A 12,121-nucleotide genomic window follows, 5' to 3' on the forward strand; every position below is an offset into this window, starting at 1 on the left:
GTATAGTGAGGCAACGATGATGACAGAAATGAATTAAACTCATCGGTAGCATAGTTTAGAGGCATAATCATGGACATTAGAACGCTGCGCTACTTTGTCGAAGTCGTTCGCCAGCAGAGCTTTACCCGCGCCGCAGAGAAGCTCTTTGTCACGCAACCGACGATCAGCAAGATGCTCAAAAATCTGGAAGATGAGCTGAACTGTACTCTGCTGATTCGCGATGGGCGCAAACTGCTGATGACCGATACCGGACAAGTGGTGTTCGAGCGCGGGCTGGCGATTCTCGATGAGTTTCGCCAGTTGGAAGCCGAGCTCAGCGACATTAATCATCTTAACAAAGGCGTGCTGCGTCTCGGCATTCCGCCAATGGTCGGCATGCTGATGGCCGGGCCGATTGGTCTGTTTCGTCAGCGCTACCCCGGCGTTGAGCTAAAAATCGCCGAATTCGGCGGCTTAACCGTGCAACAGGCGGTGATGAACGGCGAACTGGACCTGGCCATGACGGCGCTGCCGGTAGAAGAAGAGAGCGCGCTGACCACACGGCTCTTGTTCAGCCACCCACTTTGCGTGCTGGTACCGCGCTCCGGCGACTGGCTGGAGCAAACCTCGGTGTCGCCGCAGCAGCTCGCCGCCCATCCTTTGCTGATCTACAACGAAGATTTCGCCCTGAGCCGCCAGCTGATGCAGCTGTTTGCCCGTCACAACGTGAAGCCGCGTATTGCGGTGCGCAGCGGTCAGTGGGATTTTCTCGCCGCGATGGTGCAGGCGGGCGTCGGCGTGGCGATTCTGCCGGAGCCGATTTGCCGCAGGCTTGATGAGAAAACCCTGCGCTGGCTGCCGCTGGAGAGCGATTTGCGTTGGCAGTTGGGAATGATTTGGCGGGAAGGTGTCTATTTGTCTCACAGCGCCCAGGCGTGGCTGAAGTGCTGTGAGGGGTTTAAGGTGCCGGAGTAGAAGTTCAGGCGCGTTGTGTTCCCTCTCCCTTTTTAAGGGAGAGGGAACACAACGACGCACGCTTTATCCGTATTACGCGTCTTCTATCAACAGCGCTTCCAGCAGGTCGAGATCGTGCAGCAGCTTCTGTAGCGTCTCATTGCTGATCTGCCTTGTCGCACGCAGGTGGTACAGCTCCCCGCGCTCCGAGCGCAGTGCCGCGAGGCGGAAACGGCGTTCCAGCTGTTCTTCCAGCATCGACGTCTCCACATCATTACGCCCGTCGGCCCGACGGCGCAGGTTACCAATTACCCTTGAACTGACTTCAGTAAGCAGCTGGTTATCAATGTTCTCGTTGGCATCCGCCGCCAGACGCTCTTCCATTTTCTGAATAGCGACAATCGCCACATCGGCCGTTGCCGCGCGCGCCAGACGCTCTTCATTACGCTGCTGGACATGATCGGTGGATTCGATATGACGCAGCAGAATCGGCAGCGCCACGACGCCGACAAACAGCGAAAACAGAATGACCCCGGCTGCGAGGAAAATCAGCTCATAGCGCGCCGGGAACACGTCGCCGCTCGGCAGCAGCAGCGGAATAGAGAGAACACCGGCAAGCGTAATCGCCCCGCGCACCCCGGCAACAGAAGAGATCAGCAGTTCGCGCGTGGTCCAGGAGCCGAACTCCAACGGTTTCTTTTTCAGGAAGCGCTGGCTGAGCTTACGCATCGTCCACAACCAGCCAAAACGCACCAACATCAGCGCCGCGTAGATCAGGATAATGTCGGTAAACAGCATCCACGTTTCCACGTTCGGGTCGGCTTCCGCAGCCACCAGCGAGCTGTGCAGGATGTCCGGCAGCTGCAGACCCAACAGCAGGAATACCATGCCGTTGAACACAAACTCGAGCATCGACCACGTACTGTTGGCGCGCAGGCGCATGGCCAGGGGTGCGGTACGCATTACGCCGGAGCGGGTGATGGTCATCCCGGCGGCGACCGCCGCCAGAATGCCGGAGACGCCGATATGTTCAGCAATCAGGTAAGAAGCAAACGGCAGCAGGAACAGCAGGACAATCTGCGTGGCAGGCTCATCGCCGCCCCAGCGGCTGAGAAAGCGCATTGAGCGGCCGTACAGCCAGCTCACCACGAAGCCCGCCAGGATACCGCCGATCGCCACCTTGAGGAACTCTACCGTGGCCCCGCCAACGGTAAAGACCATGGTGCCCATCGCGACCGCCACGGCAAACTTCAGCGACACCAGGCCAGAAGCGTCGTTCATCAACGCCTCGCCCTGTAGTATGCCCATAATTTTTTTCGGAATACGCCCTTCGCCCACGATGCCGGAAAGCGCCACCGCATCGGTTGGCGACAGCACCGCCGCCAGCGCAAACGCCGGAATCAGCGGAATGCCAGGGACAATCCAGTAGATCAGGAAGCCAATCCCGACCACCGTCACCAGCACTAACGCCAGCGCCAGGCCGAGGATCTCCCTGCCGTGTTCGATAAACTCGCGGGTCGGTGTCTTCCAGCCGTCGGCAAACAGCAACGGCGGGATAAACAGCACCAGAAAAAGCTCAGGATCGAATTCAACGTGCAAACCAAAGGTCGGCCAGGCCAGTAGCGCACCGATGAGGATTTGCATTAAAGGAAGTGGGACCTGGAAGGGCAGTACGCGCGTAACCACCCCGGAGAGCGAAACCACGAGGGTCATGATAAGTATGGTAAAGAATATTTCCATGCGTTCCCTGTTTACAGCGTTGTCTTATTATTCAAAGCATGAAGCGTCGTGCTTCTAATCATACGCGTATCAGAGTAACGCAAAAGGAAACGAGAAGTGGCCGAAAAGAGAAAAAAAGTCCAGACCCGTAGTTCGACGGGGGTGAACAAAAAAAAACCCGCCAGCCGGCGGGTTCTTGAGAGACCAGAATAGACTTAGATAGCCCAGCCGCCTGCGTAGAAAACCACCAGCGCGACGGCGATAAGCACGGTACCGATATTCAGTTTACGCCATTCGCCGGATACCACGCGGCCTACGACCAGCGTCGCGAAGCCGATCATAATGCCGGTAACGATGTTACAGGTCAGCACAATCATCACCGCGGTGATCAGACCGGACATGGCGTCAACGAAGTCGTTGAAGTCGATGCGCGCCACGTTGCTCAGCATCAGCAGGCCAACGTACATCAGCGCCGGTGCCGTAGCATAGCCCGGAACAAGGTAGGACAGCGGGGACAGGAACAGAATCAGCAGGAACAGAACGCCGACGGTAATGGCCGTCAGGCCCGTTTTACCGCCTGCCGCGGTACCCGCAGCAGATTCGATATACACCGCCGCCGGTGCGGCACCCACGACCGCCGAGAACACGCTGCTCAGGGAGTCGGTAGTCAGCGCTTTACCGCCGTTGATGATCTGACCGTCTTTATCCAGCAGGTTTGCCTGCCCGGCTACCGCGCGGATGGTGCCGGTAGCGTCGAATACCGCCGTCATCACCAGCGCCAGCACGCTTGGCAGAACGACCGGGTTCAGCGCGCCCATGATATCCAGGCTGCCGATCAGCGAGTTGCCGTTGTCATCGCTCAGCGACGGCATAGCGAAGACGCCAGAGAAGTGCACGTTCGGATCGAAAATCAGGCCGACGATAGACACCCCGATAATGGTCAGCAGAATGCCGCCCGGGACCTTGAGTTTTTCCAGCCCGATGATCATCGCCAGCCCCACCAGCGTCATCACCACCGGGAAGCTGTTGAACTGGCCCAGCGCCACCGGCAGGCCGTCCAGTGGGTTTTTCACCACCATGCCCACGCCGTTAGCAGCGATCAGCAGCAGGAACAGGCCGATACCGATGCCCGTGCCGTGCGCAATGCCCTGCGGCAGATTGCGCAAAATCCAGCTACGAATACCGGAAGCTGAGATAATGGTAAACAGCACGCCCATCAGGAACACGGCGCCCAGGGCTACCGGCACGCTGATGTGCTGGCCCAGCACCAGGCTGAAGGCGGTGAAGGCGGTCAGTGAAATGGCGCAGCCAATGGCTAAAGGCAGGTTCGCCCACAGCCCCATCACGATAGAGCCGACACCGGCTACCAGGCAGGTCGCCACAAAGACGGCCGCGGGCGGAAAGCCCGCTTTGCCCAGCATACCCGGCACGACGATCACCGAGTAAACCATCGCCAGGAAGGTCGTCAGACCGGCGACAATCTCCTGACGAACGGAGCTACCACGAGCAGAAATTTTAAACCAGGCGTCTAATGAACCGCCGGTACGCGCTGAAGGCGTAGACATAGAAAACATCCCCTGAGAGTTTTTATCATTCGTGCGTCTGCGTGGTGGAACATCCACTGCCAGCTAAGCGTCATCTCCATGTGCTACATTGCGGCAAAGGGGAGCCACAAAAAAAGCAAACGATTAACTCCGCGCAGACAAAACGAGAATCGGAATACCTCATCTTCGCGGGTGCGATATGAGGTGAGCCTGGTCATTTTCGGCACAAGATGCGGCCGGAAATTCAAGGCAAACGATTATCTGGCTTTTATGCCCTCTTTTTCAACAGAAGTTTGCCCTGGTTTATGAAAATTAACGATTGCCGATGAAGAATTGGCCAACCCATGCGCAAACGTTATCGTTTATGCGCAATCCGGCAACAATTCTGTGGCAAAGATGTCGCTAATCGATAAGCGTTATTCGTCTTCCAGCAAACGTGCGCCGGTACCTTCCTGACCGAGTTTATCGCCCGGGTTACGCAGTGGACAATCGCGCAACGACATACAGCCGCAGCCAATGCAGCCATCGAGCTGGTCGCGCAGGGCCTCCATGGCATGAATACGCTTATCCAGCTCTTCCCGCCATTGGGTGGTGAGGTGCTTCCAGTCACGCGGCCCTAACGTGTGGTTTTCCGGCAGCACGCTAAAGGAATCGCCGATGGTCGCCAGCGGAATACCGAGGCGTTGCGCGATTTTAATGATCGCCACATAGCGCAGCACATCGCGCTTATAACGGCGCTGGTTGCCGCTGTTGCGCGTGCTATGAATCAGCCCTTTACTCTCATAAAAATGCAGTGCAGAGACCGCAACACCAGTTCGTTTCGCTACCTCACCGGGCGTTAGCAGAGATTTTATGCGGGTCGATTTTTTTTCCATAATACGCTTTACCTCAAGTTAACTTGAGGAATTATACTCACCGACAGACAAAAAATCGACGCGAAAATAGACAACGGGGAGAGCCTTATGTCACATCGGGATATTATTCATACGCTCATTGAATGGATAGATGAACATATCGATCAACCGCTTAATATCGACATCGTGGCCAGAAAATCCGGCTATTCGAAGTGGTATCTGCAACGGATGTTCCGCACCGTGATGCATCAGACGCTAGGGGAGTATATTCGCCAGCGACGCCTGCTGCTGGCGGCAGAAGCGCTGCGCACCACCCAGCGCCCCATCTTCGATATTGCCATGGATCTGGGCTATGTCTCACAGCAGACGTTCTCTCGGGTATTCCGCCGTGAGTTCGACCGCACGCCGACGGATTATCGCCACCATATCTCCGCATAGTATTGCTCTGCCGCGGCTCACGGGGCCGCGGCGTTGACAAAAATCCTGCGTTTACCTCTGGTGAATAAAACAACAAACGTGATATAGTTCACACATTGATATGAAACAAAAACACTGTTTCATTCGATTTGTGAATGCCTTTAGATAGCCTGAGCGCCTCGCGCCTCAATCAATAAGTGCTGTCAGGGCAGCTTGTTGTTTATCTCTGAGGATAAGGTCTCATGGTTTCGATTACCGCAGGCGTTGCGTTGTTACGCTGGCCGTTGACCAGCGCGGTACTGATGTTTCTCGCCAGTACGCTGAAAATTCAATTTCGTAAATCTGACTATGCCGGGCTCGCCGTCATCAGCGGTCTGCTAGGGGTAGCCGCCGCCTGCTGGTTTGCGACCGGATTACTGGGCATCACCCTCGTGGATATCGCCACTATCTTCAACAATATTAAAGATGTGATGGTGGAAGTGATGAGCCAGGCACCGCCGGAATGGCCGGTCGCCCTCTACTGATAATGAAGCCCCGATGCGTCGGGGCTTTTTATTGCCCGAACCAATGAAAAAGCCCTATCCCGGAAAGGGCTTTTGACGCCGCTCAGCTAAAATAGAAAGATCCCCCTGCGGAGCGTCGCCTCATGAACGCCATGCCTTTTTATCGCCTGATTACGGCCAGCTTCAGCGCGCTGCTGCTTATCTGCGCCGTCGCACAGGCGGAAGAAAAAACCGATGCGCTGGAAATTAACATCGACAGCGTTATGCAACCCTGGCGCGGCGACCTGCCGGGCATGCTCGACAGGCGCGTTATTCGGGTCCTCACCACCTACAGTAAGACCTTCTTTTTTATTGATAAAGGTCAGCAGCGCGGCGCCACACACGATATTTTCGCCGAATTTGAAAAAGCGCTGAACGCCCGGCTCGCCAAAGAGAAAAAGCTGCAACAGCGCCATCTCAAGGTGCGTATCATTTTTGTGCCGGTCACTCGTGATAATCTTCTTTCCGCGCTTAACGCCGGCAAGGGCGATATTGCCGCCGCGAACCTGACGATAACCCCCTCGCGCCAGCAGGCGGTCGCCTTCACCGACCCTATCTACAACAATATCCAGGAACTGTTAATCTCCGGCCCCGCCTCCCCCACGGTAAAGAATATTGACGATCTCTCCGGCAAGACGGTCTTTGTCCGCCGATCGTCGAGCTACTATGAGAGCCTGGTCGCGCTTAACGCGCGCTTTGCTTCAGCCTCCCGGCCGCCGGTCATTATCCAGCCCGCGCCCGAAGCGCTGGAAGATGAAGATCTGCTGGAAATGCTGAGTGCCGGGCTGATCCCGCTTATCATCGTCGATCGTCACAAGGCGCTGTTCTGGAAACAGGTTTTCCCTAAAATTCAGGTTCATGAAGATATCGTCCTGCGCGAAAACGGCAGTATTGCCTGGGCTGTGCGCCAGGATGAGCCGCAGCTGTTGGCGGCGCTCAACGGCTTTATCAAAGATAACCGCCAGGGCAGTACGCTGGGAAATACCCTGCTGCTGCGCTATCTGAAGAACGCGAAATACGTTAAAAACGCCGCCGCGGAAAAAGAACGGCGCAAGTTTTTGACGATGGTGGAGATTTTCCGCAAGTACGGCGACCGCTATGACGTTGATTGGCTGCTAATGGCCGCGCAGGGTTACCAGGAGTCACGACTTAATCAGTCGGTGCGCAGTCATGTCGGCGCGATTGGCGTGATGCAGGTGATGCCTGGCACCGGTAAAGCGTTGAAGGTGGGCGACATTAAACAGCTGGACCCGAACATTCATGCCGGGGTGAAGTATATGCGCTGGATGATTGACCACTACTACGGCGACGAGCCGATGACGCAGCTGGATAAGGCGTTGTTTTCTTTTGCCGCGTACAACGCCGGGCCCGCACGCATTGCGCGTTTGCGCCAGGAGACAGCAAAACGCGGTTTTGACCCCAACGTCTGGTTTGGCAACGTGGAAAATCTGGCTGCCGAGAAAATTGGCGCCGAGACGGTGACCTACGTGAGCAATATCTACAAGTACTTCATCGCCTACCGGCTGATTCTGGATGAGATGAACCGGAAGCGGGCGGCGATGGGGAAACCGCCGATTTTGCCCGCGACCGATAAAAACAACGGCTAGCCCCGGTTACAGAATCTGCTTGACCCGCACCCCCTGCAAGCGTCGCAGGGTTATGGTGCTGGCGCCCTGGTAAGCATCCTGAATATGCGCCGAGATCAGCGCTATCGCGCGCGCTTCATCGCGCTGTTCAATGGCTTCCAGCAGCTCAGCATGCTCTCTGTAGGTCTGGGTAATACGGGATTCATATTCAAAATCGAGCCGCCGCATAATGCGAATGCGGTTGGTGATATTGGTCAGAATAGCCGTTAACTCCCGGTTGCCCGCGGCCTCGGTTAGCGCCAGATGGAACTGCTCGTCCAGCGAGGCAATATCATCGCACGCCAGCATCTCCTGCGGCGCAACCCGCCAGATAGCGTTCAGCCCGGCGAGTACCTGCCGATTCACTTTTACTGACGTAGAACTGCATAGACTGCGCACCGAATTCACTTCAATCAGCGCGCGCGTCTCGTACAGATCTTCATAGACATCGAAATCGATGGGGAAGACTTCCCACCCGTTACGTAAACAGCGCCTGACCAGCCCCTCGTTTTGCAGCCGCAGCAGCGCTTCGCGAACCGGCGTGCGGGAACACCCCAGGCGGCGGGCAATGTCCACCTCCGTAAAACGATCGCCGGGCAGCAGGACGAACTGATAAATCTCCTGTCGCAGCTGCAGAAATACGCGATCTGAATGCGCAAGAAGCGGCGTGGGTTCCGATGTCGTGAACGTCATAAAGTGCTCCGCGATTAACTGTGCTGGCGAATAAAGCGTGCACGCCAGGGTTTCAGCACCCACAGTGCCAGCCCTGCGGTGACGAAATCAAGGGTAATCGCACAGCCGAAGACCACATGCCACCCTTGAGTGTGCTGGTACAACAGCGCAGCCAGCGGCCCGCCAAAGATGGAGCCTATCCCCTGCGAAATATACAACCAGCCGTAGTTCGAGGCGGCATTCTCACTGCCGAATGTGTCGGTCAGCGTCGAGGGGAACAGAGAGAAAATTTCGCCCCATCCGAAGAACACCACCCCGGAAAGCAGCACAAACAGCAGCGGGTCCTCGCGACAGGCGAGCCATAGCGTCATCGCAACCCCTTCAAGGGCAAAGGCGATGAACATGGTTTTTTCACGACCGTAGCGGTCAGAAATAAAGCCGAACAGCGGCCGTGTCAGCCCGTTAGTAAAGCGGTCGATGGTCAACGCCAGCGGCAGCGCGGCCATACCGAATACCACGGCTTTGCTGATGCCGAAATCCTCGGCAAAGATGGCCATCTGCGAGGTGACCATGAGCCCGGAGGTGGACATCATCGCCATCATGGCGAACATCAGCCAGAACAGCGGCTGGCGCAGCATTTCACGAGAGGAAAACTGACGCGTTCCCTGCACGATTTTCCGGCTGGCGGGCTGCGCGGTCGAATTGGGCGGCAGGCTCAGCCCCTGACTGGCCAGCAACCCCACGGCGGCGAAGACGATGCCGAACACGGTCATGGTCTGCTCCAGACCGTAGTGACCCAGAGAAATCGAGATCGGGAAGGTGGTTAATATCGCCCCCATGCCGTAACCCGCAGCCACCGCCCCCGCAGCAAAACCACGGTTTTGCGGAAACCACTTCACCATCAGCCCCACCACGCCGATATACACAATCCCGGTGCCCAATCCACCGATGCAGCCGTACACCAGGTACAGCGCCATCAGGCCGTTAATATGAGCGGAGAGCACCCAGCTCATTCCCGCCATCACCGTGCCAATGGAAATCAACAGCCGGGGGCCAAATCGTTCAACCAGCCGCCCCTGAAAGGGGGAAAAAAAGGTCTGTAGAATAATTAACAGCGAAAAGGTCACCTGCAGCTCCGGCAGGCCTACGCCCAGCTTTTCCGTCAGCGGTTTGGTCAGCAGCGTCCACACATACTGCGGACTGGAGATAGAGGCCATACAGATAAGACCCAGCACCAGCTGCGCCCATTTGCCCAATTTTGGTGCCACCAAAGGTTCTCTGAGAACGGTCATTTTACGCTCCAATAGACGAAAAAATGTCGCCAGAAAGCGGGCACGCTTTGCGCGCCGCGTCATTCCAGGAATGTTTCATTTGGAAAAATGCTGGGTTACCAGCGGGCGACGCCACCGTCGCTGCGCGGGTCGCTTCCGCCTTCCAGCATGCCGTTGCGGTGCCGGAGGATTGCCCCGGCATGCCCCATGAGGTCGTCATAAGGGGGGTATATCTCGACGTCATGGCCGTACTGTTTGAGGGTCTCGGTAGTCTCCGCTCTAAGGCGGCTTTCAATCTTAAGCGTGTCGTTGCTCTCACCCCAGGTGCGCCCTAATAACCAGCGCGGCGCGGCGACCGCCGCCTGAGGCGTCATGTTCTGATGGAGGATGCGGTCAAAGATGGCTGCCAGCGTCTGCGGCTGGCCGTCGCCGCCCATGCTGCCGTAGACCAACGCGTCGCCATTGCTCAGCCTCGCCAACCCTGGGTTAAGGGTATGGAACGGCAGACGACCCGGCTGTAGGGGGTTAGTGGCATTGGGATCCAGCGAAAAACTACTTCCGCGGTTCTGCCAGATGATGCCGCTATCGGCAAGAACCACCGCGCTGCCAAATTCGTGATAGATACTCTGAATAAAGCTGACCGCCGTGCCGGAAGCATCAATAACGCCCATCCAGATGGTATCCGCCGGCCCGCGACCTTTACCCCAGGCCTGCGCCCGGTCGGGAACAATCTGCGCGCTGAGCTGAGCGATGCTGTCTGCCGTCAGCAGCGATTGTGGATCCAGTGTCATGTGGGCCGGATCAGTGATATGGCTATCGCGCAGGCTGAAAGCCAGCTTGGTGGCTTCGACACAGTGGTGGACAAAATCGGCTTCGTCGGCAATAGCCCCCTTGTTACGCTGCTGCTCAATCATGCCCGTAATCAGCAGCGAAACCAGGCCCTGCGACGGCGGTGGAAGGTTATAAACCGTCCCTCTCTCCGTTTCCAGCGCCAGCGGCTTCACCCGTGCGGCACGATAAGCGTCAAGGTCGCTAAAGCGCAGCAGGCTTCCGGCTGCCTCCAGTTCGCTGGCGATCAGGCGGGCGGTCTCACCGTGGTAAAAATCACCCAGCCCATGGGTTGCCAGCCGTTCCAGCGTGTTGGCGAGTGCAGGCTGAAGCAGCAATTCATCTGGGCCGAGCGCCTGCCCTTCAGGCGCAAACAGACCGCAAAATCCTGGATACTGGCCCAGCTGTGGCAGCCGTACGGCAATCTGTTGATGCAGCCCTGCGTTAACCGGCACGCCATGACGCGCATAGTGTATGGCGTCCTTTAACAAGCGCGTTAACGGCAGCGGCGCATTTGCCTCATATTCTCTCGCCCACTCCAGCGCACGTTCCCAACCGCCAATCGTGCCCGCAACGGTATTGGCCGCCAACGGTCCGCGCACCGGCACCTGTGCATAACCCGCCTGGCGATAAAAATCGATATTCGCTTTTTCCGCCGCGAAGCCACAGGCCTGAATCGCCACAGGTTCTTCGCCGGGCCGGGAGATTAACCAGAATCCATCACCGCCGATGCCGTTCATATGCGGGTAAACCACAGCAATAGTCGCCGCCGCAGCCACCATTGCTTCAACCGCATTACCGCCATCGCGTAAAACGGCCACCGCGCTTTCCGCAGCCAGCGAGTGCGGCGCAACGGCCATGCCCTGCATACATTTTGCTGATTGGATCTGAGTCATCATCTGCACCTTGCCTACATGTGTGTATACACTGATGTAGGCACAAAACGTGCCAGATATAAATTTATATTAATTTTCATTTAGTTAATCTAATTAAGCCGAAAATAATGAGCGCAATACAGAGCAATTGACGCACCGAAGCGGTGCTGATGTGGGCAGATGGTGCGCAATAAAAAAGCAAAAACCCTGCCGGAGCAGGGTTTTGAACGTCTTAATAAGGGCCGTTGAGCGGCGGCTTATCAGAACGGGATATCGTCATCGAAATCCATCGGCGGTTCGTTAGACGGTGCCGGAGCAGACTGCTGCTGCGGGCGAGACTGCGCGCCGCCGCTGAACTGGTTGCCGCCCTGCGGCTGCTGAGGTTGACCCCAACCGCCCTGCTGCTGGCCGCCGCCCATGTTGCCGCCTGCCGGTGCACCGCCGCCCTGACGGCCGCCGAGCATCTGCATGGTGCCACCCACGTTGACCACGACTTCGGTGGTGTATTTTTCAACGCCAGACTGATCGGTCCATTTACGGGTACGCAGCTGGCCTTCGATATAAACCTGAGAGCCCTTACGCAGGTATTCACCTGCCACTTCCGCCAGCTTGCCAAACAGCACTACACGGTGCCATTCGGTCTGCTCTTTCATTTCCCCGGTCGCTTTATCACGCCAGGATTCGGAAGTAGCCAGCGTAATGTTGGCGACTGCGCCACCATTCGGCATATAGCGTACTTCCGGGTCCTGGCCCAGATTACCGACGAGAATCACCTTGTTGACGCCTCTGCTGGCCATGATTGTCTCTCCTGATACGAGTCTAGTTACTTAATAAGTGTAAA

Annotated in this window: 11 protein-coding genes; 4 read left to right on the top strand and 7 right to left on the bottom strand. The window is 56.9% G+C overall.

Annotated elements, in window-relative coordinates:
- Positions 1 to 69: 69 nt before the first annotated feature.
- Positions 70 to 954, top strand: a complete 885-nt coding sequence (locus tag H7R56_RS22745; RefSeq protein ID WP_106928527.1) for a LysR family transcriptional regulator — start codon at positions 70 to 72, stop codon at positions 952 to 954.
- A gap of 72 nt (positions 955 to 1,026) precedes the next feature.
- Here the strand turns inward: H7R56_RS22745 and H7R56_RS22750 are convergent, their stop codons facing one another.
- The 3 genes from H7R56_RS22750 to soxR form a co-directional block, all read right to left on the bottom strand.
- Positions 1,027 to 2,673, bottom strand: a complete 1,647-nt coding sequence (locus tag H7R56_RS22750; RefSeq protein ID WP_106928529.1) for a Na+/H+ antiporter — start codon at positions 2,671 to 2,673, stop codon at positions 1,027 to 1,029.
- Between the two features lie 194 nt (positions 2,674 to 2,867).
- Complete coding sequence (locus tag H7R56_RS22755) at positions 2,868 to 4,217, bottom strand: NCS2 family permease (protein WP_106928531.1); 1,350 nt, start codon at positions 4,215 to 4,217, stop codon at positions 2,868 to 2,870.
- Between the two features lie 395 nt (positions 4,218 to 4,612).
- Positions 4,613 to 5,071 (bottom strand): redox-sensitive transcriptional activator SoxR, encoded by a 459-nt coding sequence (soxR, locus tag H7R56_RS22760; RefSeq protein ID WP_106928533.1) that lies wholly within the window; start codon positions 5,069 to 5,071, stop codon positions 4,613 to 4,615.
- Between the two features lie 87 nt (positions 5,072 to 5,158).
- On the opposite strand from soxR, the gene soxS reads away from it, so the two are divergent.
- The 3 genes from soxS (at position 5,159) to H7R56_RS22775 (ending at position 7,616) form a co-directional block, all read left to right on the top strand.
- Positions 5,159 to 5,488: a superoxide response transcriptional regulator SoxS gene (gene soxS, locus H7R56_RS22765; protein WP_106928535.1), complete on the top strand. Its 330-nt coding sequence runs from the start codon at positions 5,159 to 5,161 to the stop codon at positions 5,486 to 5,488.
- A 221-nt stretch (positions 5,489 to 5,709) separates the two neighbouring features.
- Positions 5,710 to 5,991 carry a YjcB family protein gene (locus H7R56_RS22770; protein WP_106928537.1) on the top strand — a complete coding sequence of 94 codons (282 nt, stop codon included), beginning with the start codon at positions 5,710 to 5,712 and terminating at the stop codon, positions 5,989 to 5,991.
- Between the two features lie 131 nt (positions 5,992 to 6,122).
- Positions 6,123 to 7,616 carry an MltF family protein gene (locus tag H7R56_RS22775; RefSeq protein WP_227673992.1) on the top strand — a complete coding sequence of 498 codons (1,494 nt, stop codon included), beginning with the start codon at positions 6,123 to 6,125 and terminating at the stop codon, positions 7,614 to 7,616.
- Positions 7,617 to 7,622: 6 nt separating this feature from the next.
- On the opposite strand, the gene H7R56_RS22780 is transcribed toward H7R56_RS22775, so the two are convergent.
- The 4 genes from H7R56_RS22780 to ssb1 form a co-directional block, all read right to left on the bottom strand.
- Positions 7,623 to 8,327 (bottom strand): GntR family transcriptional regulator, encoded by a 705-nt coding sequence (locus tag H7R56_RS22780; protein WP_106928541.1) that lies wholly within the window; start codon positions 8,325 to 8,327, stop codon positions 7,623 to 7,625.
- A 14-nt stretch (positions 8,328 to 8,341) separates the two neighbouring features.
- Entirely contained in the window at positions 8,342 to 9,661 is a 1,320-nt protein-coding gene (gene oxlT / locus H7R56_RS22785; RefSeq protein ID WP_374956747.1) for an oxalate/formate MFS antiporter, read from the bottom strand.
- A gap of 32 nt (positions 9,662 to 9,693) precedes the next feature.
- Positions 9,694 to 11,304: a gamma-glutamyltransferase family protein gene (locus H7R56_RS22790; protein WP_320108816.1), complete on the bottom strand. Its 1,611-nt coding sequence runs from the start codon at positions 11,302 to 11,304 to the stop codon at positions 9,694 to 9,696.
- Between the two features lie 236 nt (positions 11,305 to 11,540).
- Entirely contained in the window at positions 11,541 to 12,077 is a 537-nt protein-coding gene (ssb1, locus tag H7R56_RS22795) for a single-stranded DNA-binding protein SSB1 (RefSeq protein ID WP_064546676.1), read from the bottom strand.
- Positions 12,078 to 12,121: the final 44 nt, after the last annotated feature.

Source organism: Klebsiella sp. WP3-W18-ESBL-02 (genome assembly GCF_014168815.1).
In the GTDB taxonomy this organism is placed as follows: Bacteria; Pseudomonadota; Gammaproteobacteria; order Enterobacterales; family Enterobacteriaceae; genus Kluyvera; species Kluyvera ascorbata_B.